General features: G+C 52.0%; 30 protein-coding genes. 13 read left to right on the forward strand and 17 right to left on the reverse strand.

What is annotated here, in order from left to right; genetic code table 11:
* The first annotated feature begins 561 nt into the window (after positions 1-561).
* Both arcB and mtgA read left to right on the forward strand, forming a co-directional pair.
* Positions 562-2,904 carry an aerobic respiration two-component sensor histidine kinase ArcB gene (gene arcB / locus OMR58_RS20915; RefSeq protein WP_264546842.1) on the forward strand — a complete coding sequence of 781 codons (2,343 nt, stop codon included), beginning with the start codon at positions 562-564 and terminating at the stop codon, positions 2,902-2,904.
* Positions 2,905-3,712: 808 nt separating this feature from the next.
* Positions 3,713-4,405: a monofunctional biosynthetic peptidoglycan transglycosylase gene (gene mtgA / locus OMR58_RS20920; RefSeq protein WP_444861334.1), complete on the forward strand. Its 693-nt coding sequence runs from the start codon at positions 3,713-3,715 to the stop codon at positions 4,403-4,405.
* A 25-nt stretch (positions 4,406-4,430) separates the two neighbouring features.
* Here the strand turns inward: mtgA and npr are convergent, their stop codons facing one another.
* The 11 genes from npr to OMR58_RS20975 all read right to left on the reverse strand — a co-directional run bounded on the left by npr (position 4,431) and on the right by OMR58_RS20975 (position 12,444).
* Entirely contained in the window at positions 4,431-4,703 is a 273-nt protein-coding gene (gene npr / locus OMR58_RS20925; protein ID WP_105592915.1) for a PTS phosphocarrier protein NPr, read from the reverse strand.
* Positions 4,700-5,554 (reverse strand): RNase adapter RapZ, encoded by an 855-nt coding sequence (gene rapZ / locus OMR58_RS20930; RefSeq protein WP_105592916.1) that lies wholly within the window; start codon positions 5,552-5,554, stop codon positions 4,700-4,702. The genes npr and rapZ overlap by 4 nt, the downstream gene beginning before the upstream one ends.
* Before the next feature lie 61 nt (positions 5,555-5,615).
* A complete protein-coding gene (ptsN, locus tag OMR58_RS20935) occupies positions 5,616-6,092 on the reverse strand; it encodes a PTS IIA-like nitrogen regulatory protein PtsN (protein ID WP_105592917.1) in 477 nt (158 codons plus the stop codon).
* A gap of 172 nt (positions 6,093-6,264) precedes the next feature.
* The gene (gene hpf, locus OMR58_RS20940) at positions 6,265-6,552 is read right to left on the reverse strand and encodes a ribosome hibernation promoting factor (protein WP_105592918.1); all 288 of its coding nucleotides are present in this window, start codon (positions 6,550-6,552) and stop codon (positions 6,265-6,267) included.
* A gap of 22 nt (positions 6,553-6,574) precedes the next feature.
* A complete protein-coding gene (gene rpoN, locus OMR58_RS20945) occupies positions 6,575-8,008 on the reverse strand; it encodes an RNA polymerase factor sigma-54 (protein WP_264546844.1) in 1,434 nt (477 codons plus the stop codon).
* A 46-nt stretch (positions 8,009-8,054) separates the two neighbouring features.
* On the reverse strand, positions 8,055-8,780 hold the full coding sequence (lptB, locus tag OMR58_RS20950; RefSeq protein WP_200546540.1) for an LPS export ABC transporter ATP-binding protein: 726 nt from the start codon (positions 8,778-8,780) through the stop codon (positions 8,055-8,057).
* A gap of 5 nt (positions 8,781-8,785) precedes the next feature.
* Positions 8,786-9,334: a lipopolysaccharide ABC transporter substrate-binding protein LptA gene (gene lptA / locus OMR58_RS20955; protein ID WP_264546845.1), complete on the reverse strand. Its 549-nt coding sequence runs from the start codon at positions 9,332-9,334 to the stop codon at positions 8,786-8,788.
* The gene (gene lptC / locus OMR58_RS20960; RefSeq protein ID WP_200561838.1) at positions 9,306-9,881 is read right to left on the reverse strand and encodes an LPS export ABC transporter periplasmic protein LptC; all 576 of its coding nucleotides are present in this window, start codon (positions 9,879-9,881) and stop codon (positions 9,306-9,308) included. Before lptC ends, lptA begins: the two co-directional genes overlap by 29 nt.
* Complete coding sequence (gene kdsC / locus OMR58_RS20965) at positions 9,878-10,444, reverse strand: 3-deoxy-manno-octulosonate-8-phosphatase KdsC (RefSeq protein WP_105592923.1); 567 nt, start codon at positions 10,442-10,444, stop codon at positions 9,878-9,880. The genes lptC and kdsC overlap by 4 nt, the downstream gene beginning before the upstream one ends.
* Positions 10,445-10,461: 17 nt before the next feature.
* A complete protein-coding gene (gene kdsD, locus OMR58_RS20970) occupies positions 10,462-11,448 on the reverse strand; it encodes an arabinose-5-phosphate isomerase KdsD (RefSeq protein WP_105592924.1) in 987 nt (328 codons plus the stop codon).
* A gap of 15 nt (positions 11,449-11,463) precedes the next feature.
* Positions 11,464-12,444, reverse strand: coding sequence for a calcium/sodium antiporter (locus OMR58_RS20975; protein ID WP_264546846.1), 981 nt, complete (start codon positions 12,442-12,444; stop codon positions 11,464-11,466).
* Positions 12,445-12,671: 227 nt separating this feature from the next.
* Here OMR58_RS20975 and mlaF point away from each other — a divergent pair, with 227 nt between their 5' ends.
* From mlaF to murA, 7 genes are all read left to right on the forward strand, one after another.
* The gene (mlaF, locus tag OMR58_RS20980) at positions 12,672-13,484 is read left to right on the forward strand and encodes a phospholipid ABC transporter ATP-binding protein MlaF (protein WP_105592926.1); all 813 of its coding nucleotides are present in this window, start codon (positions 12,672-12,674) and stop codon (positions 13,482-13,484) included.
* Between the two features lie 7 nt (positions 13,485-13,491).
* Positions 13,492-14,274, forward strand: coding sequence for a lipid asymmetry maintenance ABC transporter permease subunit MlaE (gene mlaE / locus OMR58_RS20985; protein ID WP_105592927.1), 783 nt, complete (start codon positions 13,492-13,494; stop codon positions 14,272-14,274).
* 4 nt (positions 14,275-14,278) lie between these two features.
* Positions 14,279-14,833, forward strand: coding sequence for an outer membrane lipid asymmetry maintenance protein MlaD (mlaD, locus tag OMR58_RS20990; RefSeq protein ID WP_105593106.1), 555 nt, complete (start codon positions 14,279-14,281; stop codon positions 14,831-14,833).
* Entirely contained in the window at positions 14,833-15,468 is a 636-nt protein-coding gene (gene mlaC, locus OMR58_RS20995; RefSeq protein ID WP_105592928.1) for a phospholipid-binding protein MlaC, read from the forward strand. Before mlaD ends, mlaC begins: the two co-directional genes overlap by 1 nt.
* Positions 15,469-15,473: 5 nt before the next feature.
* Complete coding sequence (gene mlaB / locus OMR58_RS21000; protein WP_200546545.1) at positions 15,474-15,773, forward strand: lipid asymmetry maintenance protein MlaB; 300 nt, start codon at positions 15,474-15,476, stop codon at positions 15,771-15,773.
* A gap of 228 nt (positions 15,774-16,001) precedes the next feature.
* Positions 16,002-16,256 (forward strand): BolA family iron metabolism protein IbaG, encoded by a 255-nt coding sequence (ibaG, locus tag OMR58_RS21005; protein WP_105593107.1) that lies wholly within the window; start codon positions 16,002-16,004, stop codon positions 16,254-16,256.
* 79 nt (positions 16,257-16,335) lie between these two features.
* Positions 16,336-17,598 carry a UDP-N-acetylglucosamine 1-carboxyvinyltransferase gene (gene murA, locus OMR58_RS21010; RefSeq protein ID WP_200561844.1) on the forward strand — a complete coding sequence of 421 codons (1,263 nt, stop codon included), beginning with the start codon at positions 16,336-16,338 and terminating at the stop codon, positions 17,596-17,598.
* A 50-nt stretch (positions 17,599-17,648) separates the two neighbouring features.
* On the opposite strand, the gene OMR58_RS21015 is transcribed toward murA, so the two are convergent.
* Together OMR58_RS21015 and ispB are read right to left on the reverse strand one after the other, a co-directional pair.
* The gene (locus OMR58_RS21015; protein ID WP_105592931.1) at positions 17,649-17,909 is read right to left on the reverse strand and encodes a helix-turn-helix domain-containing protein; all 261 of its coding nucleotides are present in this window, start codon (positions 17,907-17,909) and stop codon (positions 17,649-17,651) included.
* Positions 17,910-18,212: 303 nt separating this feature from the next.
* The gene (gene ispB, locus OMR58_RS21020; protein WP_105592932.1) at positions 18,213-19,187 is read right to left on the reverse strand and encodes an octaprenyl diphosphate synthase; all 975 of its coding nucleotides are present in this window, start codon (positions 19,185-19,187) and stop codon (positions 18,213-18,215) included.
* Between the two features lie 262 nt (positions 19,188-19,449).
* Between ispB and rplU the strand changes: the two genes are divergently transcribed.
* The 4 genes from rplU (at position 19,450) to cgtA (ending at position 21,661) form a co-directional block, all read left to right on the forward strand.
* Positions 19,450-19,761, forward strand: coding sequence for a 50S ribosomal protein L21 (gene rplU / locus OMR58_RS21025; protein WP_004155106.1), 312 nt, complete (start codon positions 19,450-19,452; stop codon positions 19,759-19,761).
* A gap of 15 nt (positions 19,762-19,776) precedes the next feature.
* Positions 19,777-20,034 carry a 50S ribosomal protein L27 gene (gene rpmA, locus OMR58_RS21030; protein ID WP_017349604.1) on the forward strand — a complete coding sequence of 86 codons (258 nt, stop codon included), beginning with the start codon at positions 19,777-19,779 and terminating at the stop codon, positions 20,032-20,034.
* 98 nt (positions 20,035-20,132) lie between these two features.
* Complete coding sequence (locus OMR58_RS21035) at positions 20,133-20,282, forward strand: hypothetical protein (RefSeq protein WP_444861332.1); 150 nt, start codon at positions 20,133-20,135, stop codon at positions 20,280-20,282.
* Positions 20,283-20,482: 200 nt separating this feature from the next.
* Positions 20,483-21,661, forward strand: coding sequence for an Obg family GTPase CgtA (cgtA, locus tag OMR58_RS21040; protein ID WP_105592933.1), 1,179 nt, complete (start codon positions 20,483-20,485; stop codon positions 21,659-21,661).
* A 45-nt stretch (positions 21,662-21,706) separates the two neighbouring features.
* Here cgtA and OMR58_RS21045 read toward each other — a convergent pair whose 3' ends face one another.
* From OMR58_RS21045 to OMR58_RS21060, 4 genes are read right to left on the reverse strand one after another with little or no spacing between them, the layout of a single operon-like run.
* Entirely contained in the window at positions 21,707-22,120 is a 414-nt protein-coding gene (locus tag OMR58_RS21045) for a hotdog fold thioesterase (protein WP_264546871.1), read from the reverse strand.
* 7 nt (positions 22,121-22,127) lie between these two features.
* Entirely contained in the window at positions 22,128-22,886 is a 759-nt protein-coding gene (dhbA, locus tag OMR58_RS21050) for a 2,3-dihydro-2,3-dihydroxybenzoate dehydrogenase (RefSeq protein ID WP_264546847.1), read from the reverse strand.
* Positions 22,886-23,746, reverse strand: coding sequence for an isochorismatase family protein (locus OMR58_RS21055; protein WP_200561862.1), 861 nt, complete (start codon positions 23,744-23,746; stop codon positions 22,886-22,888). The genes dhbA and OMR58_RS21055 overlap by 1 nt, the downstream gene beginning before the upstream one ends.
* Positions 23,747-23,761: 15 nt before the next feature.
* The gene (locus tag OMR58_RS21060; RefSeq protein WP_264546848.1) at positions 23,762-25,375 is read right to left on the reverse strand and encodes a (2,3-dihydroxybenzoyl)adenylate synthase; all 1,614 of its coding nucleotides are present in this window, start codon (positions 25,373-25,375) and stop codon (positions 23,762-23,764) included.

Raw genomic sequence — 25,375 nt, forward strand, 5'->3', positions numbered from 1 at the left:
TTATTAGCAAAATTAATCACCCAGGGTATGACTAGAATTTCGGATTTTATGAATGATTATTCGTTTGGATGTAACCAAGGAATAGTGAGCGATCTGCATCATCACTATGAATTATATTGGCGAAGCGGGTTGCTCTGGATTTTGAGCGGCTTTATAGATTATGCAGTTATAAAATTTAGTCAATATATACGACGACAACTTTTTGCTCTGAAGGCAAAATAATTAAAATTTCTCGCAAAGGCCGCGCCAGTACAGGCTGTAAGGCGAATCTCAGCGGCAGAATCTAAACTTCATCAGGCGATGAAAATTCCATAATAATACCTTTCAAGATATAGAGTGTGCTGCACTAATATCGTGCAATAGTTTCATTAATAAAAAACAAATGAACTATAACTGTGCAATGTATGTATTGATTAACATTTAATGAACTATAACTGTGCAAATACCCTGATCTTCATTGTGCGTTGCACTATTTTTGTGCATTTTCCTCATCGCGTTAACCTGTGGGACTTTTATCCGATTCCGGTATGATTGTGTGATTCAGACCGGAAAGGACCCTACATGAAACAAATTCGATTATTAGCCCAGTACTACGTTGATTTGATGGTTAAGCTGGGGCTTGTGCGCTTCTCTTTGCTACTGGCCTCCGCCCTGGTGGTACTGGCAATGATTGTCCAGATGGCCGTGACCATGGTGCTGCGCGGGCATGTGGAAAGCATCGACGTGGTGCGTTCGGTGTTTTTCGGCCTGCTGATTACGCCCTGGGCGGTATATTTCCTTTCGGTCGTTGTTGAGCAGCTGGAAGAGTCACGCCAGAGACTGGCGCGGCTGGTCGATAAGCTTGAGGAGATGCGCAATCGCGACCTTGAGCTGAATCAGCAAATGAAGGAAAACATCACACAGCTCAATCAGGAAATTGCCGATCGTATTAAGGCGGAAGAAGCGCGTCTGCAGGTGATGACCCGGCTGAAAGAGGAAATGGCACGTCGTGAGCAGGCGCAAATCGAACTGGAGCAGCAGTCGACCTTTCTGCGCTCATTTCTGGATGCTTCGCCGGACCTGGTCTTCTATCGTAATGCCGATCAGCAGTTCTCCGGCTGTAATCGGGCTATGGAGCTGCTGACGGGGAAAAGCGAGAAGCAGCTTATAGGATTAACCCCGAATGACGTCTACGACGACGATGCGGCGCTAAAGGTGCTGGAAACGGATGAGAAAGTTTTCCGCCATAACGTTTCTCTGACCTACGAGCAGTGGCTACAGTATCCCGATGGCCGTAAAGCCTGTTTTGAGATCCGCAAGGTTCCTTATTACGATCGCGTGGGGAAACGCAGCGGCCTGATGGGCTTCGGACGCGATATAACGGAGCGTAAGCGTTACCAGGACGCGTTAGAGAATGCCAGTAGGGAAAAGACGACCTTTATCTCTACGATTAGCCACGAGCTTCGTACGCCGCTTAACGGCATTGTCGGACTAAGTCGCATTCTGCTGGACACCCATTTAAACCAGGAACAGCTCAAGTACCTTAAAACTATTCATGTCTCCGCCATCACTCTTGGCAATATCTTCAACGATGTGATTGAGATGGACAAAATCGAGCGCCGGAAGGTGCAGCTGGATAATCAGCCACTCGATTTCACCGGGCTGCTTGCCGATCTGGAAAACCTGTCTGGCCTGCTGGCTGAACCTAAAGGACTGAAATTTATTCTGCAGCCTGAGCTACCGCTGCCGCACAAAATTGTGGCGGACGGGACGCGGTTACGGCAGATCCTGTGGAATTTGATCGGCAACGCGGTGAAGTTCACCCAGCGTGGCGAGATAGTCGTCCGGGTAGGTTACCGTGGTGAAGACCATCTCTATTTCGAAGTGGAAGATTCTGGAATGGGCATCCCGCAGGATGAACAGGATAAAATCTTTGCCATGTACTATCAGGTTAAAGATCAGCGCGGAGGTAAGCCGGCAACCGGCACTGGCATCGGACTGGCGGTTTCTCGTCGCCTGGCGCAGGCCATGGGTGGGGATATCAGTGTGCGTAGCGCACAGGGGCAGGGTTCATGCTTTACGCTGACGCTGAGCGCGCCCCGGGTTGCGGAAGAGGTTGAGGATGAACAACCTGAAGACGACCTTCCTCTGCCTGCGCTGCATGTGCTATTGGTGGAAGATATTGAGCTTAACGTGGTGGTGGCGAGGTCGGTGCTGGAGAAGCTGGGTAACAGCGTCGAGGTGGCGATGACCGGGCAGGAAGCGTTGGATATGTTCGATCCGGATGAATTCGATCTGGTTCTGCTGGACATCCAACTGCCGGATATGACCGGACTGGATGTGGCACGTGGCATTCATCAGCGCCACGCAGGGAAACAGTTACCGCCTCTGGTGGCATTAACGGCCAACGTGCTGAAGGATAAACGGGAATATCTGGATGCGGGAATGGATGATGTGTTGAGCAAACCTCTTGCAGTGCCCGCTCTCACAGCGATGATTAAGAAGTACTGGAACTACCAAAGCGAGGAACAGGTGATGCCTGCGCAGGAGATCAATATGGATGAGAAAAAACTGGCACTGCTGGATGTGGTGATGCTGGAGCAGTATATCGAACTGGTTGGGCCGAAGTTGATTCATCAAAGTCTGGAAATGTTTGAACAGATGATGCCTGGGTATCTGGATGTTCTGGATTCCAACATGATGGCCCGCGACCAGAAAGGCATTGCGGAAGAAGGGCATAAGATCAAAGGCGCTGCAGGTTCGGTTGGGTTGGTACATTTGCAGCAGATCGCTAAACAGATCCAAAGCCCTGAACTACCCGCCTGGTGGGACAATGTACAAGAGTGGATTGATGAGCTTAAACAGGAATGGCGTAACGACGTGAATGTGTTGCGTGAATGGGTTAAGGCTTCTGAAAAAAAATGACCCCGACCTAGGCCGGGGTGCGCGAATACTGCGCCAACACCAGGGAAAATGGAAACCCACGCTATTCTGATATGAATCGTCGGGAGCGCAGGCCGGGTATTGGGTAGAACTCTCAGCCACTACCTTAGCAAATCTAACATCACATGTTACCAGATTCATTAAAATGTGTGATGTTGAGCAGTGTTTGTAAATAGAAGACATCAAATTACTTTCTCAGTCAAGCAGGTAATTCATTTTGCTTTTTTTATGATGGATTATTGTACGATTGTTGTATTTTATTCATGGAAATTCTTGACGGGTTACGTTGTCGGATTGGATTGTCCCGGCCCCGCAGCTGAAATGCGATTTCAGCATTTTTAATGCGTTTAATATACTGTTTGTACTGCTTTTTTTGTGGTTTTTGCTGAATTCTTCCGAAACGTTTTGGTTTCTGCTAGCACAAACAGGCTTCAGGGCGTCATTCGGCGAAAAAATGCTGACACAGTTCAGCAAGATAAATCTCACGATTTAATAGAAAACAGTGCCGACAAGATGTTATTTCGTTTCATTTATCGATGGTTTTCTATTTCGAGTTTTGTGATTTCGAAATGTACCCAGTGAAATTTATAAGCAATGTAAATCAATTTGAAAATGTTTTTTCGCCCTGAATAGTGGCACCCTAAAATGTATTAAACTATGGCGCGTTATGGAACCGATTCCTGGGAAAGCAGCTCATGGTAGGGACCTGACCAAAATAATTAGCTTTGTCTGAAGATGATGATAATGGAGTCGACGAATGAGCCGTAACCGACGTCCGGGATGGGTATGGATGAAAAAGGCCGTGTTGCGTTTGCTGATGGGGATTGTCGGCCTTTGGCTGCTCGGTATAGTGCTCTTCGCCTTTATCCCTGTACCTTTCTCCGCAGTTATGGTTGAAAGGCAGCTTGGCTCCTGGCTACAGGGTAATTTTAGCTATGTTGCCCATTCTGACTGGGTCGGGCGCGATGAAATATCTCCATGGATGGCGCTGGCCGTTATTGCTTCTGAAGATCAAAAATTCCCTACGCACTGGGGTTTTGATGTCGATGCCATTCAGTCTGTGCTTGATAGTAACGGCGAAAACTCTCGTATGCGCGGCGCTTCAACGTTGTCTCAGCAAACCGCTAAGAATTTGTTTCTCTGGGATGGGCGTAGTTGGGTGAGAAAAGGGCTGGAGGCCGGGCTGACCGTCGGTATTGAAACCGTGTGGACTAAACGGCGTATTCTTACCGTTTATCTTAATATCGCTGAGTTTGGTGACGGTGTGTTTGGTGTAGAAGAGGCGGCGCAGCGCTACTTTAATAAGCCTGCCAGCCGGTTAACCATGTCCGAAGCGGCGCTGCTGGCGGCCGTTTTGCCGAATCCAATACGTTTTAAAGCCGCAGCACCTTCAGGTTATGTTCGCCAGCGTCAGCAGTGGATAATGCGACAGATGCGTCAGTTGGGTGGTGAAACTTTTCTTTCCAGAAATCACCTTAACTAACTGGAAATTATCACAACCCTGGCCATTACTCTTCGTCAAATCCGGCATCGAACAGTTCAATCACTGCCGCCAGTGCTTCCGCTTCCTGTGGTCCGCTGGCCTCGATTTCTATATGACCACCCTTGGCGGAATCCAGCATCAGTAGCGCAATAACGCTGCTGGCTTCGGCCTCCGTACCACTTTCGTTTCTCAGCAGCACTTCAGCGTCAAAGCTCTGCACCAGTTCAAAAAGCTTCATTGCCGGACGAGCGTGCATGCCCAGCTTATTCCTGATTTCCACGGTTTGTTTAACGGTCATGATTTACGTTTTTCCAGCGTACGGTGACGGGACTGCACGTTTTTACCACGCGAACGGAAGTAGTCGGCTAATTGCTCAGCGATATATACCGAACGGTGTTTACCGCCGGTACAGCCAATCGCCACGGTCAGGTAGCTGCGATTGTTGGTTTCCAGCATCGGCAGCCACAGTTCCAGATAGCTGCGCGTCTGATAGATAAAATTATGCACTTCGGTATGGCGGTCGAGGAAGGCCGCTACCGGGCGATCGAGACCGGTCATCGGACGCAGTTTGGGGTCCCAGTGCGGGTTTGGTAGAAAGCGGACATCGAAGACATAATCGGCATCAATTGGGATTCCATGCTTAAAGCCGAATGACTCAAATACCATTGTCAGCTCGCGCTCGCGCTTGCCTAACAGCCGGGTCCTCAACATCTCGGCCAGCTCATGAACTGACATTTCCGAAGTGTCGATAATCAAATCGGCACGGGAACGCAGCGGCTCCAGCAGGTCGCTTTCTTCATCAATAGCGCTCTCCAGCGACAGGTTTTTGCTGGAGAGGGGATGCAGGCGACGAGTGTCACTGTAGCGACGGATTAACGTGTTGCGATCGGCATCCAGGAACAGAAGCTGCGGCGAAAAGCAGTCGGGCAGATTGTTGAGTGCGGTTTCGAAAACTTCGGGGGATTCCGGCATATTACGAACGTCAATGCTGACCGCCGCAGACATATTGCGTTCAGAGAGCGAATTAGCAAGATCGGGAAGCAGCACCACGGGGAGGTTGTCCACGCAGTAGAATCCCATATCCTCCAGCGCACGTAACGCCACGGATTTACCTGAACCGGAACGACCGCTGACGATCATCAGCACCATTAACTCTTCCCCCAATTTAACCTGTTACCACGGATGTCGTGGTGAATATACAACGGCTGGCTTAATCGTGATCTTCCGTGATGATCTCGTACAGCTCTTCATCGCTCTGGGCCGCGCGCAGACGTCGGCAAACGGTTTTATCTGCCAGACGTTTGGCTACCAGTGAAAGCGTATGCAGGTGAGTTTTACATTGGTCTGCCGGGACCAACAGGGCGAACAACAGATCCACTGGCTGATTATCAATGGCGTCAAAGGCAATCGGCTGATCCAGGTGGATAAATACACCAACCGCCCGCAGCGTATCTTCGAGTAATTTACCGTGCGGGATGGCGATCCCGTTACCGATACCCGTACTGCCCATTCTTTCGCGCGTCAGAATTGCTTCGAAAATAGTCTGATGCGGAAGGTTTAGCTGTTTGGCCGCCAGTTCGCTGATAATTTCCAGCGCCCGTTTTTTACTCTGGCAATGTACACCATTACGGGTGCAGGACAGGTTCAGGACCGAGCCCAGTTCCAGTTTTAGATCGTTGTTCATCATAGTTTCACTTACGTGTTCACATCCGCATGGCGATTAACTCAGGCCGTTTTAATAGCCGTCGTTGACCCCCTGATTGATTAGCGGCTCGTACCCTTATAAAGATACGAGCCGCCGCTGACTTTAGCTTAACCCGATGTGGGGTGCTGCAGAGACAATCAGCGCATGGTGAAATTTAGTGTTGTTTAAGCTTATCTTTGTGTTTATTTAACTGGCGAGCCAGCTTATCGACCAGGCCGTCAATCGCCGCGTACATATCTTTTTCTTCTGCGGTTGCATGCAACTCCCCGCCGTTCACATGCAGCGTCGCATCTGCAATTTGAGTCACTTTTTCCACCTTCAAAACAATATAGACCTGATTAATCCGGTCAAAATATTGTTCCAGTTTACCGAATTTCGCTGTCACAAATTCGCGCAGGGCTTCGGTAATTTCAACGTTTAGTCCAGTGATATTGAGTTGCATGATGTCTTCCTTCTCAGTTCTTTCAGACCAGCTGTTTGCGCTGGTTTGATGGCGGGATGGATAAAGACTCTCGATATTTTGCCACAGTACGGCGCGCGACCATAATCCCCTGCTCAGAAAGCAGAGAAGTCAGCTTGCTATCGCTCAGCGGCTTGGCGGGATTTTCCGCCGAAATTAATTTCTTAACCAATGCACGAATAGCAGTAGAAGAGGCTTCCCCCCCGCCTTCAGTACTCACGTGGCTGGAGAAAAAGTACTTCAGTTCAAATATACCGCGTGGGCTATGCAGATACTTCTGCGTTGTTACGCGCGATATAGTTGATTCATGCATATCGACTGCGCTGGCTATGTCTGCCAGTACCATCGGCCGCATATATTCCTCGCCCTGTTCAAAAAATGCCTGCTGTTGATCGACAATACAGCGGGTCACTTTTAGCAGCGTGTCGTTGCGGCTCTCAAGGCTTTTAATCAGCCATTTTGCTTCCTGCAAATTACTACGGATAAATTGTGAATCACTGTCGTTACGGGTTGAACCGCCGAGTGCAGCATAGTGCTGATTGATCTTTAAACGCGGAACGCTGTCGGCGTTAAGTTCAACCGTCCAGCGCGCACCGACTTTGCGTACCAGTACGTCAGGAATGACATATTCAGGTTCCTGCGTATTGATCGACTGTCCGGGACGTGGATCGAGGGACTGGATCAGCTGAACGGCACCCTTTAGAACCTCTTCTTTTAACTTTGTCAGGCGCATCAGGCTGCGGAAGTCATGATTTGCTAACAGATCGAGGTGATCGCTAACGATCAGCCGCGCTTCTTTCAACAGAGGAAGATCGTCAGAGAACTGAGAAAGCTGGACCAGCAGGCAGTCGCGCAGATCGCGGGCACATACGCCCACCGGATCGAATCGCTGTACGCGCTTCAGCACCGCTTCAACTTCATCCAGGCTGAGATCTTCATTCCCCATACTATCGAGGATATCGTCCAGCGAGATGGTCAGATAGCCGGTTTCATCCACGGCATCAACGATTGAAGTCGCGATCGCACGATCGGTGTCGGTAAAAGGCGTTAACTCCACCTGCCACATCAGATAATCCTGCAGTGACTGGGTGGTTTCCCCCTGATAAACCGGCAGTTCGTCGTCATGGTAGTCAGTACCGGTGCCGGAAGGTGTACCTGCGGTGTAAATCTCATCCCAGGTGGCATCCAGCGGCAGCTCTTCAGGCATATCCTTTTGTTCAAGCGCTTCCCGGGTATCCAGCGCTTCGGTTTCCTGATATTCGCGAGAGTCGATTTCCTCGTGAACATCGCTCTGCTCGAGCAACGGGTTGCTTTCCAGCGCCAGCTGAATTTCCTGCTGTAGTTCAAGCGTAGAGAGTTGCAGCAGCCGAATGGCCTGCTGTAACTGTGGCGTCATGGCAAGCTGTTGGCTCAGCCTGAGTTGTAAACCTTGCTTCATATTCAGGATAATAATTCCCTAAAAAACAAACCTTATGGCCACCTTATCAGAGTCTGAACTCTTCGCCCAGGTAGACGCGTTTCACCTGCTCATCGGCAAGGATTTCTTCAGGCGTACCGTGTGCGATAAGGTGCCCCTGGCTGACGATATAAGCGCGCTCACAGACCGCCAGCGTTTCACGAACGTTGTGGTCAGTAATCAGCACACCAAGTCCGCTATCACGAAGATGCTCGATAATCTTTTTAATATCAATAACGGAAATAGGGTCAACACCGGCAAAAGGCTCATCCAGCAGGATAAATTTGGGATTTGCAGCCAGCGCGCGGGCAATTTCAACCCTGCGACGTTCGCCGCCGGAAAGCGCCTGGCCCAGACTGTCGCGCAGATGTTCAATGTGGAACTCGGCCATCAGCTCATTGGCACGATCTTCACGCTGTTCGCTGGTCAGGTCTTCACGAATTTGCAGGACCGCCATCAGATTATCGTAAACGCTCAGACGGCGGAAAATGGAGGCTTCCTGAGGGAGATAACCAATCCCCCGGCGCGCGCGCGCGTGCAGGGGCAGGATACTGATATCTTCATCATCAATCACGATACGGCCTGCATCGCGCGGAACGATACCCACTACCATATAAAAGGTGGTGGTTTTGCCGGCCCCGTTTGGCCCCAGTAGTCCGACAATCTCACCGGATTTCACTTCCAGACTGACGTCTTCAACCACGCGGCGGCCTTTGTAGGCCTTCGCCAGGTTTTCCGCAATTAACGTTGCCATGTTAGTTAGTTACTCTTCTTCTGACCGTTAGACGTTGTGCTTTTATCCTGCAGCTGTGACGGTACAAGTACGGTTGTCACGCGTTTGCCGGTGCTGCCGTAAGCCTGCATTTTCTGCTCTTTGACCAGATAGGTAATGCGATCGCCTTTGACATTGCTGTCCAGCTGCTCCAGATAGGCATTACCAGTCAACTCAACAAAATCTTTGGCCAGTTCATAATGCATTTTCTGCGCGTGTCCCTGAACCGGTTTACCGTTGTCCTGCATCTGATAGAAGGTTGCGGGATTGCCATAGGCATCAACGATAGTTTTATTGCTGTCGCCACCGGGACGAGTCACTACCACTTTATCGGCAGTGATCTTGATCGATCCCTGGGTAACGATCACTTTACCGGTAAAGGTGGCCACGTTCCCCTGCATATCCAGTGCCTGATTCTCCGAGTCGACATTGACCGGTTTGTCGGAATCCCCGGTCAAGGCCAAAGCCGGAACGCTGGCAGCGAGGAACAGAGATGCCGTCAGGAACTTAAGGCTGTTTTTCATTTTGAATTTCATAAGATGTTTTGACCTTTTCAATCAACTCGGCAGTTTTCTTCCGTAAATTTCCGCGCATCTTCATTCCTGTGGAGTTAAAGCTGCGGCCATAAAGCGTAACTTGATCGTTAGAGGTGACATCCTGAGTTGTCAGGTTCACCAGCGCATTGTCGGTTGTAATTTTCTCCAACTGCGCATCTTTCGTCAGGCTTTTTACGACGACATTGCCGTACAGAAACAGCATACGATCGTTAGTCAGTTTGGCTTTATCGGCGCTTACTGACCAGGTAGCGACTTTGTTTTCATCGTAAGTCGTCATCTTCGGGTTGTCGAACCAGCTGATGGCGTCCGTTGAAAAGTAAGTCACCTTGTCTGAAATCAGTCTGTAGCTCAGCCCACCCTCGGGGTTGTAAACGACGGTATGTGAATTATCACTCAGATAGGTGGGTTCGCTATCGTTGTTGCTGACTGCACCGTCACCGTTATCAGAATCCGCCAGATTCCAGCCAATCAAGATGATGGCAATCAGCGTCAGTAAAAGTGTAATCCAGCGTCTTGTTTTACTCATACAGACTGCCCTATGGCCTTATCAAACGTACCCTGAGAAATTAAAATCAGGTCACAAAGTTCCCGAACGGCTCCGCGTCCCCCGGCAATACGGGTCACGTAGTCAGCTTTAGGCAGCAGTACCGGATGCGCATCGGCGACGGCCACGCTCAGGCCAACCTGGGCCATAACCGGCCAGTCAATCAGGTCATCACCAATGTAGGCAACCTGGCTGGCATTCAGCGCTAGTTTATCCAGAAGTTCGCGGAAGGCCAAAGTCTTATCAGACTGCCCCTGGTAAAGATGGGTAATACCCAGCGTGGTACAGCGATCTTCCAGCAGTTTTGCTTTGCGACCGGTAATAATCGCGACCTCCACATCCGAGGTCAGCAGGCAACGGATGCCGTAGCCGTCTCGAACATTAAATGCTTTCAGCTCTTCACCGTTGTTACCCTGATAGATCACGCCATCAGACATCACCCCATCCACATCACAGATCAGCAATTTAATTTGCTGTGCCTGCGCCATGACCTGCTGACTTACCGGGCCATAGCAGGTGTCAACGGTGGCTGCTGGATTACTCATTCTCGTTTTATTCCTTATCAAACAACGCCGGCACGCAGCATATCGTGCATATGTACCACGCCCAACAGATGGTCGCCGTCGGCCACCATCACGGAAGTAATGTTCTTGTTCTGCATCAGATTCAACGCATCTACCGCCAGCGTATTGGGACGGACGCGAATGCCACCAGGGGTCATCACGCTGGCAATGCTGGCGTGCTGTATATCGATGCCCATATCAAACACGCGACGCAAGTCACCATCGGTAAAGATACCTTCGATTTTCATCAGATCGTTACAGATGACCGTCATGCCCATATTTTTGCGGGTAATTTCCAACAGCGCATCGCGGAGTGATGCATCACTACTGATATGCGGCATTTCGTCACCAGAATGCATAATATCATCAACCCGCAGCAGCAACTTACGCCCCAACGCACCACCAGGATGCGACAGCGCGAAGTCTTCCGCGGTAAAGCCGCGAGCTTTAAGCAAAGCAACCGCTAAGGCGTCACCCATTACCAGTGTAGCCGTCGTGCTGGTTGTTGGTGCAAGGCCCAGCGGGCAGGCTTCCTGCGGCACTTTAACACACAGATGAATATCGGCAGCACGCCCCATTGCGCTATCGGGGCGGCTGGTCATGCAAATCAGGGAAACATGCAGGCGTTTCAGCACCGGTATCAGGGCCAAAATTTCGGAGGATTCTCCAGAATTAGAGATGGCGATAACCACATCATTGGGGCTGACCATCCCCAGATCGCCATGGCTGGCTTCACCCGGATGGACAAAAAAAGCGGGTGTCCCGGTGCTGGCAAAGGTGGCGGCGATTTTTTTGCCGATGTGCCCGGATTTACCCATCCCCATAACGACCACTTTGCCACGGCAGCGTGAAATCAGCGAACAGGCCTGGTTAAAATCACCGTTAATGTACTGATCGAGCTGTTCCAGTCCCTCTCGCTCGATCTGTAAAACCTCTTTTCCGGCCGTTATAAAGTCAAAATCAGAATCGGTAATGATATGCGCCATAACTCTTCAGTCCTTTTACCAGAAAGTCACTGAGGGGAAACCGTACAGCATGACCACCCAGAGGATAAATCCGCACAGCAGCAACGCACCGGCTATCCGGCCAATCCGGCGGTTGCGTTGCAAACAGATCAGCGTAAACAGGGCGCTGACGCCCAGCATGACCCAGTAATCTCGGGCAAATGCGCTGGCATCAAAGCTACCGGGATGAATCAGTGCCGGGATGCCCAGGACAATCACCATATTATAAATGTTAGACCCAATCAGGTTACCGATGGCGATATCATCTTCGCCTTTCAACGCGCCGGCGATCACTGTGGCCAGCTCCGGCAGGCTGGTGCCAACGGAAATAATCGTCAGTGCAATAACCAGCTCGCTGATGCCGAAGTAGTCGGCAATCACCGTGGCGTTATCAATCACCATACGGGTTGAAACAGGCAGTAATATCAGCGCAACGGCCAGCCACAGGAAAGCTACAGTGTTGCCGACATCATCACGCGGTAGTTCGGCCAGTTGCTCACGGGTCAGGGTGTCATTATTCTCTCGCTCTGCCCGGCGGGCGATTTTTATGGTGCACAGCAGCCAGCAGGCGGCGATGGCAATCAGCGCCAGCCCGTCATTCCGGCTAAGGTGATTATCAAAGAGTATGATGCCGCACAGCAGAGTCACCAGCAGCATCAGTGGCAGCTCGCGGCGTATCAGGTTGGAATGTACGGTGAGTGGATGCAGCAGTGCTGCACCGCCGAGAATGAGCAGGATATTGGTAATATTGGAACCAATTGCTGTCCCAACGGCGATATCCATCTGTCCGTGCGTTGCCGCTGAAAACGAAACAATCAGCTCGGGGAGGGAGGTGCCAATGCCTACCACGGTCATCCCGATGATCAGCGGCGGGATACCCAGCGATCGGCATAAAATAGCGGCGCTAAACACCAGACGATCGGCCCCATAAACCAGTAAGGCTAAACCGATAATCAATAGTGCTATAGCTACGAGCATGAAATGTCCTTTTATCGGATATAATCGTCGGTTGCTGCATGTGACGAAGCGTTTCTGGTTACGTTTTTTTAATGCCCGTGATTTTGACGGTCTAAAGCTAAAAAGTAAAACTTATGCCAGCTTTCGCGAAGTGATTGCAGTAAGTTTCTGTAAAAGTGTCCAGTCCGGCGGTTAATGCGTTACCATCGGAAGTATATTTAACGCCTGAATTGAGGATCGAGGTAACTATGGGCCAGACGGAAACGAATTTGGTAGATGTCCGGGATGTCTGTTTCTCCCGTGGCAACAGGCCTATTTTCGATAACATCTCGCTTACGGTGCCCAAAGGGAAAATTACCGCCATTATGGGACCCTCTGGCATTGGTAAAACAACGCTACTGCGCTTAATTGGGGGGCAGATACCGCCCGACAGTGGTGAAATCTGGTTCAACGGTGAAAATATCCCCACGCTTTCGCGTTCCCGCCTTTACGCCGCCCGCAAAAAAATGAGCATGCTGTTCCAGTCCGGCGCATTGTTTACCGACCTGAGCGTTTTCGATAACGTTGCCTGGCCGCTGCGCGAGCACACTCAGTTGCCTGCGGCGTTGCTGCACAGCACGGTGATGATGAAGCTGGAAGCGGTGGGGCTGCGGGGTGCGGCGAATCTTAAACCTTCCGAGCTGTCCGGGGGAATGGCGCGACGTGCTGCGCTGGCGCGAGCCATTGCGCTTGAACCCGATCTGATTATGTTCGATGAACCTTTTGTCGGTCAGGACCCCATCACGATGGGCGTACTGGTCAAGCTTATCGACGAACTAAATCATTCGCTGGGTGTCACTTGCATTGTAGTTTCCCACGATGTACCTGAAGTACTGAGTATTGCTGATTATGCGTATATCATTGCCGACCAGAAAGTTATCGCCCAGGGTACGGCACCTCAACTGAGAGAGAATAATGATGCTCGCGTGCGTCAGTTTATTGATGGTATTGCTGATGGGCCGGTGCCGTTTCGTTTCCCGGCGGGAGATTATCTTCACGATTTAGTCGGCTCAGGGAGTTAACATACTGATGTTTTTACGAGCGCTGGCGTCATTAGGACGTCAGGGAATTAATACCTGTGCCGCCTTTGGCCGTGCCGGATTGATGCTTTTCCATGCACTTATCGGCGTTCCCAGTTTTCGCAAACATGCGCCGCTGTTGGTAAAGCAGCTTTATAGCGTTGGCGTATTATCGCTATTGATTATCGTGGTTTCCGGATTGTTCATTGGTATGGTGTTGGGCCTGCAGGGCTATCTGGTGCTGAATACCTATGGTGCTGAAACCAGCCTCGGGATGCTGGTGGCACTGTCTCTGCTGCGCGAGCTGGGGCCGGTGGTCACCGCGTTGCTGTTTGCAGGACGGGCCGGTTCCGCGCTGACCGCTGAGATCGGTCTGATGAAAGCCACGGAACAGCTCTCCAGCATGGAAATGATGGCGGTTGATCCGCTGCGGCGTATTGTTTCACCGCGTTTTTGGGCTGGGGCGATCAGCATGCCTCTGCTGACGCTGATTTTTGTTGCCGTGGGGATACTCGGCGGTGCGATGGTTGGCGTGAGCTGGAAAGGGATCGACAGTGGCTTCTTCTGGTCAGCGATGCAGAATGCGGTCGATGTGCGTACTGATATTATCAACTGCGTGATTAAGAGCCTCGTGTTTGCCATTACTGTGACCTGGATTGCGCTGTTTAACGGCTACGACGCCATTCCGACGTCTGAAGGGATTAGTCGGGCAACAACGCGTACTGTGGTACATGCCTCTCTGGCTGTACTCGGTCTGGATTTTGTGCTTACGGCACTGATGTTTGGGAATTGATTCGATGCAAACGAAAAAAAGCGAAATTTGGGTAGGTGCCTTCTTATTGTTAGCGCTTTGCGCGATCGTTTTTCTGTGTCTGCGCGTTGCCGATCTGAAGTCTCTCGGCAATGAACCGACCTGGAAACTCTATGCTACCTTTGACAATATCGGCGGCTTAAAATCAGGATCGCCGGTAAAAGTGGGTGGCGTTGTGATTGGCCGCGTAACGGATATCACGCTTGACCCAAAAAACTACTCGCCGCGGGTCACTATGGATATTGATGAAAAGTATAACAATATCCCGGATACCAGCTCACTGGCGGTACGTACATCAGGCCTGTTGGGCGAACAGTTTCTGGCGATGAATATCGGTTTCGATGACCCGGAAATGGGTACCGCGATGCTGAAAGATGGCAGCACGCTGCAGGACACCAAGTCGGCAATGGTGCTGGAAGATCTGATCGGCCAGTTCCTCTACAAAAGCGGAAATGGCAACGATAAGAGCGCAGACAAAGCAGATGATAACGGTGCTTCTGAGCAACCGGCTGTGGCTAACACTCCAGGAGAGGATAAGTAATGTTTAAACGTTTACTGATGGTGGCAATGCTGATCGTTGCCCCGATTGCGGCTAACGCGGCGGCTGATAAAACTAACCCTTATTCGATGATGAATGAAGCGGCAGCAAAAACCTTCGATCGTTTGAAGAATGAGCAACCTAAGATCAAGCAGGACCCGAACTATCTGCGTCAGGTTGTTAAAGAAGAACTGCTGCCGTACGTGCAAATAAAATATGCCGGAGCGTTGGTGCTGGGCCGCTATTACAAAGAGGCCACTCCGGCACAGCGAGAAGCCTATTTTAGCGCATTTGGTGACTATCTGGCACAGGCCTACGGTCAGGCTCTGGCGCTTTACAACGGTCAGACATACCAGATAGCTCCCGAGCAGCCGCTGGGGAATGCCGATATCATTGCTATCCGCGTTACCATCATTGATAAAAATGGCCGCCCTCCGGTACGTCTGGATTTCCAGTGGCGTAAAAACAGTCGTACGGGCGAATGGCAGGCGTATGACATGATTGCCGAGGGGGTCAGTATGATCACTACCAAACAAAACGAATGGAGTGACATCCTGCGACAGAAAGGCATCGATGGTTTGACCGAGCGGCTAAAATCCTATGCGCAACAGCCAATCACGCTGGACAAACAGCAGTGAGCAACATGACGGCAGATTTGCTTAGCTGGACAGTCGACTCCGGCCTGCTGCGTCTTAGCGGTGAGCTTGAGCGCGAAACCCTGCTGCCGCTATGGCAGCAGCGGGATCAACTAATGCAGCAGGCTGAGGTTATTGATGTATCCAGCCTGGATCGCGTTGATTCTGCGGGGCTGGCATTACTGGTTCATCTGCGGCAAATCGCGTTACAAAAGGGCAAAACACCTCATTTCACCGGTATCCCCGATAAGCTCCGTTCTCTGATTACCCTGTATAATCTTCAGGAAATTATTGCCGATAATCGTTGATCCAGGACACGGCGGCTCAGGCCGCCGTACTCTTGCGGAACATATTGAGTTCGTTGATCTTTGCTTTCCTTTTCGTTCCCCCGATCCTCCAGGCCTGAGCGACGTATAGCGTTATTCATTCTCATTTAGCCTTTTTCTGACGATCCTGGCATTTATTGCTTGTTTAAGAGTAGGGCAGATTCCACTAATATGTGTGCCTGTTTATTATCAGGTGAATTTGAAAGCATCATGGAAAATAGTGAAATTCAGTCCGTGCTTATGAGCGCGTTACCGCTGCAGGAAGTCCACGTCACTGGCGATGGCAGCCATTTTCAGGTGATTGCCGTGGGTGAGTTATTCGGTGAACTGAGCCGCGTGAAGAAGCAGCAGACGGTCTATGCACCCCTGATGGCCTATATTGCGGACAACCGTATTCACGCCGTTTCAATCAAGACTTACACTCCTGAAGAGTGGGCGCGTGACCGTAAGTTAAACGGTTTCTAAGCGGCAGCTGTCCACCGCGCGATGATGTGCTGGCGGGCTGAGCCGCAGATTTTTGGTCTGACAACAGAGAGCAGTTGCAATGGATAAATTTCGTGTGCAGGGTCCAACCCGGCTGAGTGGTGAAGTCACAATTTCCGGGGCTAAAAATGCTGCCCTGCCGATCCTGTTCGCTGCTTTGCTGGCTGAAGAACCGGTAGAGATTCAGAATGTCCCGAAACTGAAGGACATCGATACCACCATGAAGCTGCTGGGCCAACTGGGTGTGAAGACCGAGCGTAACGGCTCGGTGCATATGGATGCCAGTAAGGTTGATGTTTACTGTGCCCCATACGATCTGGTGAAGACCATGCGTGCCTCTATCTGGGCGCTTGGCCCGCTGGTGGCGCGTTTTGGCCAGGGTCAGGTATCGCTTCCCGGCGGCTGCGCTATTGGCGCGCGTCCGGTCGATCTGCATATTACCGGCCTGGAACAGCTGGGTGCTGAGATCAAGCTGGAAGAGGGCTACGTTAAGGCCTCGGTCGATGGCCGCCTGAAGGGCGCGCATATCGTCATGGATAAGGTCAGCGTGGGTGCCACGGTAACCATCATGAGTGCCGCTACGCTGGCAACCGGCACAACGATTATCGAAAACGCCGCGCGCGAGCCGGAAATCGTTGATACCGCCAACTTCCTGAATACGCTGGGTGCAAAAATTACGGGCGCGGGCAGCGATCGCATTACCATCGAGGGCGTTGAGCGCCTGGGCGGTGGCGTGTACCGTGTGCTTCCCGATCGTATCGAAACCGGTACGTTCCTCGTCGCGGCTGCGATTTCCGGTGGTGCAGTGGTCTGCCGTGCTGCTCAGCCTGACACGCTGGATGCCGTATTGGCCAAACTGCGTGAGGCGGGGGCCGACATTGAAGTGGGCGAGGACTGGATAAGCCTTGATATGCACGGCAAGCGACCGAAAGCCGTGAACGTGCGCACCGCGCCGCATCCAGGATTCCCGACGGATATGCAGGCACAGTTCAGCCTGCTGAATCTGGTAGCAGAAGGCACTGGGGTGATCACTGAGACCATTTTCGAAAACCGCTTTATGCACGTACCGGAACTGGTACGTATGGGAGCGCACGGTGAAATTGAAAGCAACACGCTGATTTGCCACGGTGTAGAAAAGCTATCGGGTGCTCAGGTAATGGCGACCGATCTTCGCGCATCAGCCAGCCTGGTTCTGGCTGGCTGTATTGCGGAAGGTACAACGATCGTCGATCGTATTTATCATATCGATCGTGGCTATGAGCATATCGAAGACAAGCTTATGGCTCTGGGTGCCAATATCCAGCGGGTCAGCGGTGACGAATAAACGTTGCCTGTAGTCTTTTAGCAAGGGCCGGTCTTCAATACCGGCCCTTTTTATTTTCTGATCAGTTTTTTACGATCGATCAACTGCTTTGTCTTAGGATCGTAATAGCGGCTGGGCCAGATCTCTGCCGGGTGTATCTCCAGGGCGTCAGCAATCAGCCATTCCCCCTTCGGCCACGGCCGGCATAGCGTATTAGCCAGCGTTGATGAGCTTAAGCCTGCGCGGCGCGACTGTTCGGCGAGAGTGGTGCCTCTTTTACGCAGGGCGGCAATGATATCGGCAGGATGCCAGTCTTGAGAATTATAGGCCACGTGCTCTTTCTCCTTGTGCACTTGTGGAAACAACAGGAAATAATCTGCACAGGGAAAGTCTTTTCCTGCGCATCCGTATTTACCGTATTAACCCTGACGATAGTAACGGAATTTATAAGAGCTTTATATCAACTTGTTTCCTTTAATTTCCAGTAATTTTTATGCAAAGAGCCAGTTTTGCGTAGCTCTACGCAAAAGTGGAGACAAATGATGTAACGTTACATCGTGCAGTAATATCAGGACTGGCGGTGGGGGAATGGCTAAGATGAATCATGAAAAGCGCGGATTTCCGCGCATTTTCAATCAGAATTCGCGTTGTACAGACATATGAGCAAGTGCCTCAAGTGCGCTGCGCCATGGAGATTCAGGTAGTACTTGCAGGGCAGTAATGGCTTTGTCCGCTTCCTGCTCGGCAGCACGGCGCGTCCATTCCAGCGAGCCACACTGGTTCATGGTTTCCAAAACGGGTTCCAGTAAATGGCGGCCATTACCTTCCTCAATAGCCTTACGGATCATGCTGGCCTGCTCAGCAGTACCGTTGCGCATGGCGTGCAGCAACGGCAGCGTCGGTTTACCTTCGCTGAGATCGTCACCCACATTTTTACCAAGTGTTGCACCATCTGCGCTGTAATCCAGCAGATCGTCAATCAGCTGGAAAGCGGTGCCAATGTAGCGTCCATAATCCTGCAGAGCCTTTTCCTGCTCTGCGGTGGCACCTGCCAGTATCCCGGAAGACTGCGCGGCGGCTTCAAACAAGCGAGCAGTTTTGCTGTAAATCACCCGCATATAGCTTTCTTCAGTGATGTCCGGATCGTTACAGTTCATCAACTGTAACACTTCACCTTCGGCAATCACGTTAACCGCTTCAGACATCAGCGCCAGCACCCGCAGCGAGCCGAGGCTGGTCATCATCTGGAAGGCACGGGTATAAATAAAATCACCAACCAGTACGCTGGCCGCGTTGCCAAATGCCGCATTGGCCGTTGCTTTACCACGGCGCATATCCGATTCGTCGACCACATCGTCGTGCAGCAGCGTAGCGGTGTGGATAAATTCGATTAGTGCCGCCACGGCGATGTGCTGCTTGCCGTCGTAATTGTTGATAGCGCGTGCAGCAAGAACGGCGATCATTGGTCGGATACGTTTCCCACCGCCGCTAATAATGTAATGGCCCAGCTGATTGATAAGGGATACGTCCGAGTTCAGCTGGTCGAGTATTGTCGCGTTGACATCCGCCATATCCTGCGCGGTAAGTTCATTTATCTGTTCTAAGTTCATCAGTCTGTTCAGCTATCGCTCGCTCAGTTTGCTGGTATGATAAGCGCCTTTACGCGTGCCTGTGGCATGAAATGTATGACAGATTGTACTTGAAAAACACAACGGTGAAAGCGTCCCATGCACGTTGCGTTTTTTTTCTGCAATACAGCGTAACTGGCACTTGTCATTGGCAGCGAAGTTGCGTAGAATTCGCGCCCTATTGTGAATATTTATAGCGCAGCCTGATAATCAAAAAAAGGCAAGCGCGAGAGCGGAGTTTTATATGTACGCGGTTTTCCAAAGTGGTGGTAAACAACACCGAGTAAGCGAAGGTCAGACCGTTCGCCTGGAAAAGCTGGACATCGCAACCGGCGAAACTATTGAGTTCGACCAGGTTCTGATGATTGCCAACGGCGAAGACGTTAAAATCGGCGCGCCTTTAGTTTCAGGTGGCGTGATCAAAGCGGAAATCGTTGCTCACGGTCGTGGCGACAAGATCAAGATTGTTAAGTTCCGTCGTCGTAAGCATTACCGTAAGCAGCAGGGTCACCGTCAGTGGTTCACTGATGTGAAGATCACTGGCATCAGCGCCTAAGAGGAGATCTGACAAATGGCACATAAAAAGGCTGGTGGCTCGACTCGTAACGGTCGTGACTCCAATGCAAAACGTCTGGGCGTAAAACGTTTCGGCGGCGAATCAGTTCTGGCAGGTAGCATCATCGTTCGTCAGCGTGGTACTAAATTCCACGCCGGCACCAACGTTGGCTGCGGTCGTGACCACACCCTGTTTGCAACTGCAGACGGCAAGGTCAAATTCGAAGTTAAAGGCCCGAACAACCGTAAATACATCAGCATCGTTGCTGAGTAAGGTTTTAGAGCCGCAGAGTGATTTTTAAGTCACTTCTTGCTGCGAAATTAAAAGCCCCGCATCTCAGTGCGGGGCTTTTTACATTCTGCCCGTTAGGAATGCTACTGCGTCGACTGGCCTCGCAACAGATCCTGTTTTTGCTGTACACTTTATGTTCAGTGATGGTGCTGCTGTCGGTGACGGGTATTCCTTTCATCGAACGGGTGGTGCTGGTCAGCGAAAAAGAGACGCTGACGCCTTTACGCTGAAGTTTTCAGAATTATTATCGCCTGGCTGGTTCGAACGCTTTCCATTCCGCCTCTGAAGTTTCAGGGTTCAATCGGAGTGACTGGCGCCCGGCCAGGTGCCATATTTTCCGCAATGGGTCATCGCTTATGGCCACGGCGGAGCAATCCCGTTCCGGTGCAAAGACACTGGGCCACGGGCGAATGAGTGACGGAGAAGTAAAATGAAGTTTGTTGATGAAGCGACGATCCTGGCTGTAGCAGGTGACGGCGGCAATGGTTGCGTCAGTTTCCGTCGTGAGAAGTATATTCCTCGTGGTGGACCGGACGGCGGCGACGGCGGTGACGGCGGCGATGTTTACATGCAGGCCGACGAAAACCTGAATACCCTGATTGACTATCGTTTCGAAAAATCCTTCCGCGCTGAACGGGGTCAAAACGGCCAGAGCCGTGACTGTACCGGTAAACGTGGTAAAGATATCATCATCAAAGTTCCTGTCGGTACGCGTGTTATCGATCAGGGAACGGGTGAAACGCTGGGCGATATGACCCATCATCAGCAACTGCTGATGGTCGCGAAGGGTGGCTGGCACGGGCTGGGTAACACCCGCTTTAAGTCATCCGTTAACCGTACTCCACGCCAGAAAACAATGGGTACGCCGGGTGAGAAACGTGATCTGCAGCTGGAACTGATGCTGTTGGCTGACGTAGGTATGCTGGGCCTGCCTAACGCGGGTAAATCGACCTTCATCCGCGCCGTATCTGCTGCAAAACCAAAAGTTGCCGATTATCCCTTCACTACCCTGGTACCAAGCCTGGGCGTAGTGCGTATGGATAACGAGCAGAGCTTTGTGGTTGCCGATATTCCGGGCCTGATTGAGGGGGCTTCAGATGGTGCCGGTCTGGGAATTCGCTTCCTTAAGCACCTTGAGCGCTGCCGCGTTCTACTGCATACCATCGATCTGGCACCGATCGATGAAAGCGACCCGGTGGAAAATGCCCGTGTTATTTTGGGTGAGCTGGAAAAGTACAGCGAGAAGCTTTTCCAGAAACCGCGCTGGCTGGTGTTCAATAAGGTTGACCTGCTGGACAGCGAAGAAGCCGAAGCACGTGCTAAGGCGATTGCTGATGCGCTTGGCTGGACCGATAAATACTACCTGATTTCTGCTGCGAATCGTGTAGGCGTTAATGCATTATGCTGGGACATTATGTCCTTCATGAATGCCAACCCGAAACAAGCTGAACTGGAAGCGAAGCAGCCAGAGAAAGTGGAGTTTATGTGGGACGACTACCATCGTCAGCAGCTGGAAGAAGCACAGCCTGCCGTCGAAGAAGATGACGATTGGGATGATGACTGGGATGATGAAGACGACGAAGGCGTTGAAATTATCTATCAGCGCTAATCTGCGATGAAAACAGGGACGCCATGGCGTCCCTGTTTATTTTCATTAGCCGATAATGGCAGTGGTCAGGCGCGAAATGCAGCATAACCGATCGCGATCGTCAAAGATCTCAATCTGCCATACCTGACTGGTCGTCCCGGCGTGTAAAGCACGACAGACGCCGCGTACCGTGCCGCTGAATACGCCCCGCAGATGGCTGGCGCTGATTTCTGTACCTACCACGTTCTGCCCATGCTGCGAACATAGCCAGCCCGCCATCGATCCCAGTGACTCCGCTAAAGCCACCGACGCCCCGCCGTGCAGCAGGCCAAACGGTTGATGGGTACGTGAATCAACCGGCATGGTCGCTTCCAGACGATCCTCTGTCAGATGGGTAAAGTGGATCCCCAGCCCGGCGATCATATTGCCTTCGGCCATCTGGTTGAGTGCCTCCGTGCTGCTTTGGCGCTTCCACAGCAATTGCGGCTTACGCACCGAGCGTAGCCCCACCGTCAACCACGATATCCTGCATGATAATGTGGCTGGCGCTGTCGGAAGCCAGGAACATCACCGCGCTGGCAATGTCATCAGGGCGGGCAATTTTACCCAGTGGGATGCCCAGTTTGTACTGCTCCGGATAACCCGCAATCATCTGCTGTTCATCTGCCGGGGTTTGCCACAGGCTGCGCTGCATCGCGGTATCCGTTGAACCCGGCGAAACAATATTACAGCGCACGCCATAAGGTGCCATTTCGAGAGCGACGGTCATGCACAGGCTGCGCAGCGCGGCTTTTGAAGCACCGTATGCAGACATGCCGATACGCGGCGCATGAGCTGCGTTAGAAGCGACCGTGACTATCGCACCGGCACGCTGCTGACGAAATACCGGCAGAGTCTGTTGGAACAGGTTGAAAGCGCCTCCGGCATTAACCGCCAGGCAGACCTGCCAGTCTGCAAATGCCAGTTCCTCGGTGGAGCCGGTGCGTAAAATACCGGCAGCATTGACCAGCACGTCAAGATGTCGGGTATCGGAAAGTACTTTTTCGCAGACGCGCTTCACCTGCCATGGATCGGCGATATCGACGATCTCGCGCTGGAACGGATAATCGCTCTGCGAGAACTGTTTATCAAAGCCGACAACGGAAGCGCCAGCGGCAACAAAAGCCAGCGCGGTGTGGTAGCCGATGCCCTGGCCCGCGCCGGTAACCCAAACCTGCTTACCGGTAAAATCGAAACTGGCGGACATTATGCTGGCTCCCGTGACAGTAACTTCCACCAGCCATCGATACTCGGATCTTTGGCCAGAGAAATAAAATCGATATCGCTATGGATCTGGCGCCAGCGGGCGGCGAGCTCCATCATCCGCACGGAATCAAGACCGTAGTCCACCAGATTATCCGCATCATCCAGATCCTCTGCATCGTCATCCAGCAGCGGCAGCACCAGCGCGCGCAGCAGGGCTTTACTGGCTGGTGTTGTTGCCGGCAGCAGTTCAGAGGTCATCACCACCTTTCCGCTGCGCCCGGCGGTATAGTTCAGCGCCATCATATGTTCCTCGCGGCTGAAATCTGCCAGCGCGTCGGCAACCATAAACGGTTTAATGTCGCGCATAAATGCATCTGTCGCGGTGGTCAGGCAGCCAATGTGGGCGTAAACACCGCAAATAATCAGCTGATCTCGTCCGGTTTCTTTAAGGATTGACTCAAGCGGGGAGCGATGAAAAGCGCTGTAGCGCCATTTTACCAGTACCTGATCCTGTTCATCGGGTGCCAGCGCGCTGACCACTCGCTGCTGATCGGGATGCTTGTTGAGACCGGGGCCCCACATATCATTCAGCAGCGCGCGATCCTGGTCACTCTGCTGGTTGGGTTGGGCGGTGTAAAACACCGGGATGCCCTGAGATTTACAGAACTGACGCAGGCGAGCAACGTTCTCCACTACCTGATCGATCAACGGGCTGTCTTCTCCCCAAAAGTTGAGGAAATATTCCTGCATATCATGAATTAACAGCGCCGCACGTGCGGGGTTAAAATCCCACTTCACTTTGTTTACCGGCAGCTCTGCCTGCGTAGGTAGCAGATAGGACTGGAGTTTAGGGATAGCCATGGTCTCTCCTGAAAATTAGAGGCTCTGAGTATGGGCAAGCTGCTGGCGCAGGCGTTTTTTATCTACTTTGCCGACCGGTGTGAGGGGCAGTGAATCAACACATTCGATGCGATCCGGCAGTTTGAACTCCGCCACGCCCAGCTCACGTAGATGGCGGCGAAGCGCCACCGGCTTCAGCACCCCCTTTGTCACAATAAAGGCACAGCTTTTCTCGCCCATCAGACTGTCTTCCATCGAAACCAGCGCGGCGTGGATCACCTGAGCGTGGCGGAGCAGCAGGTTTTCGATCTCCTCTGCTGCGATCTTTTCACCACCGCGGTTGATCTGATCCTTTTCACGCCCCTGCACGGTGATATAACCATCGGGAGCGATGGAGATCAGATCGCCAGAGCAGTAAAACCCCTGACGATCGAAGCTGGCGGCATTATGTTCAGGGCTGTTGTAGTAGCCGCGAAACGTGTAGGGGCCACGGGTCATCAGACGTCCGGTTGTTCCGGCTGGGAGCGGATTACCGAACTCATCGGCTACCCAGACCTCGTCATCTTCAGAGATTGGCCTCCCCTGGGTGGTCAGAATATGCTGGCTGTCATCATCCAGACGGGTGTAATTAACCAGTCCTTCGGCCATACCGAACACCTGTTGCAGCTGGCAGCCGATTTCCGTGGGAATACGAGCAGCAAGTGACTCACTCAGCCTGGCCCCGCCAACCTGCAGCAGAGTCAGCGAAGCCAGGGCGCGATTGCTTCCCCACTCCTGGATAGCCTGTAGCCACAGGCTGACGGCGGGCGGAACCAGTGCGGCAACGTTGACCTGATGTTTTTCGATAAGAGGGAAACAGAGGTTAGCGCTGGGATCGTGTGCCAGCACTACACAGCCACCGGCGTAAAATACACCCAGTGCGCCCGGGGAGCTCATCGCATAGTTATGCGCAGCGGGCAGGGCGCAGAGATAGCGGGTGCTGCGGCTGAACTGACAAATATCAACGCTGCCACGAATGCTGTAGTAGTAATCATTGTGGGTTCGCGGGATGAGTTTCGGCGTACCCGTGCTGCCGCCGGAAAGCTGGAAGAAGGCCACCTCATCTGCCGCAGAAGGTGTTTCTGAGAAGCTTCCGGCTGCCTCATCGGCCATCCCCGCCAGGGACATCGCTACACCATGTTCATGACGTAAGGCGATCACGCTGAGTGCCGGAATAGCCTGTTTGAGCTGCTGCAGATAATCATCATTGCTGAAAAGCGGATGCTGTCGATCGGCAATGAGCAACGATGGCTGCAGCTGTGACGCGTAGGCGTCCAGCTCGTTACGCTGGTGACTGAACAGCGCATTAACCGGTGCCACCCCGATTTTAAGCAGGGCGAAAAACACCATGTAAAAATCCGCGACGTTACCGAGCTGAACCAGGGCGGTATCACCGCTTTTCAGTCCGCGTCGCTGAAGTGCCGCCGCCAGCCGAGCGGAAAGTTGTGCCAGCTGCTGATAGCTGTAATGCCGATCGCCTTCGATGACTGCGACAGAAGTATTTTCAGCCTGACTGTGCAGAATATCCGTCATCGGCCGATCGAGCCAGTAACCCTTCGCGCGATAGCGTGCGGCCAGCTCATCAGGCCAGTGAGTGTAGGGAATAGTCAT

Origin of the sequence: Erwinia sp. INIA01 (assembly GCF_025947915.1) — a bacterium.
Classification (GTDB): domain Bacteria; phylum Pseudomonadota; class Gammaproteobacteria; order Enterobacterales; family Enterobacteriaceae; genus Erwinia; species Erwinia coffeiphila.

What these genes read in the sequence shown, in the direction of transcription:
- rapZ (WP_105592916.1), bottom strand. Translation starts at nt 5,554, where the DNA reads ATGGTGCTGATGATCGTCAGCGGTCGTTCCGGTTCAGGTAAATCCGTG.
- kdsC (WP_105592923.1), bottom strand. Translation starts at nt 10,444, where the DNA reads ATGAGTAATCCAGCAGCCACCGTTGACACCTGCTATGGCCCGGTAAGT.
- OMR58_RS21055 (WP_200561862.1), bottom strand. Translation starts at nt 23,746, where the DNA reads ATGGCTATCCCTAAACTCCAGTCCTATCTGCTACCTACGCAGGCAGAG.
- ptsN (WP_105592917.1), bottom strand. Translation starts at nt 6,092, where the DNA reads ATGATGAACAACGATCTAAAACTGGAACTGGGCTCGGTCCTGAACCTG.
- lptB (WP_200546540.1), bottom strand. Translation starts at nt 8,780, where the DNA reads ATGGCAACGTTAATTGCGGAAAACCTGGCGAAGGCCTACAAAGGCCGC.
- lptA (WP_264546845.1), bottom strand. Translation starts at nt 9,334, where the DNA reads ATGAAATTCAAAATGAAAAACAGCCTTAAGTTCCTGACGGCATCTCTG.
- rpmA (WP_017349604.1), top strand. Translation starts at nt 19,777, where the DNA reads ATGGCACATAAAAAGGCTGGTGGCTCGACTCGTAACGGTCGTGACTCC.
- OMR58_RS21060 (WP_264546848.1), bottom strand. Translation starts at nt 25,375, where the DNA reads ATGACTATTCCCTACACTCACTGGCCTGATGAGCTGGCCGCACGCTAT.
- arcB (WP_264546842.1), top strand. Translation starts at nt 562, where the DNA reads ATGAAACAAATTCGATTATTAGCCCAGTACTACGTTGATTTGATGGTT.
- mlaB (WP_200546545.1), top strand. Translation starts at nt 15,474, where the DNA reads ATGACGGCAGATTTGCTTAGCTGGACAGTCGACTCCGGCCTGCTGCGT.
- mlaF (WP_105592926.1), top strand. Translation starts at nt 12,672, where the DNA reads ATGGGCCAGACGGAAACGAATTTGGTAGATGTCCGGGATGTCTGTTTC.
- kdsD (WP_105592924.1), bottom strand. Translation starts at nt 11,448, where the DNA reads ATGGCGCATATCATTACCGATTCTGATTTTGACTTTATAACGGCCGGA.
- rpoN (WP_264546844.1), bottom strand. Translation starts at nt 8,008, where the DNA reads ATGAAGCAAGGTTTACAACTCAGGCTGAGCCAACAGCTTGCCATGACG.
- rplU (WP_004155106.1), top strand. Translation starts at nt 19,450, where the DNA reads ATGTACGCGGTTTTCCAAAGTGGTGGTAAACAACACCGAGTAAGCGAA.
- OMR58_RS21035 (WP_444861332.1), top strand. Translation starts at nt 20,133, where the DNA reads ATGCTACTGCGTCGACTGGCCTCGCAACAGATCCTGTTTTTGCTGTAC.
- ibaG (WP_105593107.1), top strand. Translation starts at nt 16,002, where the DNA reads ATGGAAAATAGTGAAATTCAGTCCGTGCTTATGAGCGCGTTACCGCTG.
- lptC (WP_200561838.1), bottom strand. Translation starts at nt 9,881, where the DNA reads ATGAGTAAAACAAGACGCTGGATTACACTTTTACTGACGCTGATTGCC.
- murA (WP_200561844.1), top strand. Translation starts at nt 16,336, where the DNA reads ATGGATAAATTTCGTGTGCAGGGTCCAACCCGGCTGAGTGGTGAAGTC.
- ispB (WP_105592932.1), bottom strand. Translation starts at nt 19,187, where the DNA reads ATGAACTTAGAACAGATAAATGAACTTACCGCGCAGGATATGGCGGAT.
- mlaC (WP_105592928.1), top strand. Translation starts at nt 14,833, where the DNA reads ATGTTTAAACGTTTACTGATGGTGGCAATGCTGATCGTTGCCCCGATT.
- dhbA (WP_264546847.1), bottom strand. Translation starts at nt 22,886, where the DNA reads ATGTCCGCCAGTTTCGATTTTACCGGTAAGCAGGTTTGGGTTACCGGC.
- cgtA (WP_105592933.1), top strand. Translation starts at nt 20,483, where the DNA reads ATGAAGTTTGTTGATGAAGCGACGATCCTGGCTGTAGCAGGTGACGGC.
- hpf (WP_105592918.1), bottom strand. Translation starts at nt 6,552, where the DNA reads ATGCAACTCAATATCACTGGACTAAACGTTGAAATTACCGAAGCCCTG.
- OMR58_RS20975 (WP_264546846.1), bottom strand. Translation starts at nt 12,444, where the DNA reads ATGCTCGTAGCTATAGCACTATTGATTATCGGTTTAGCCTTACTGGTT.
- mtgA (WP_444861334.1), top strand. Translation starts at nt 3,713, where the DNA reads ATGAAAAAGGCCGTGTTGCGTTTGCTGATGGGGATTGTCGGCCTTTGG.
- npr (WP_105592915.1), bottom strand. Translation starts at nt 4,703, where the DNA reads ATGACCGTTAAACAAACCGTGGAAATCAGGAATAAGCTGGGCATGCAC.
- mlaE (WP_105592927.1), top strand. Translation starts at nt 13,492, where the DNA reads ATGTTTTTACGAGCGCTGGCGTCATTAGGACGTCAGGGAATTAATACC.
- mlaD (WP_105593106.1), top strand. Translation starts at nt 14,279, where the DNA reads ATGCAAACGAAAAAAAGCGAAATTTGGGTAGGTGCCTTCTTATTGTTA.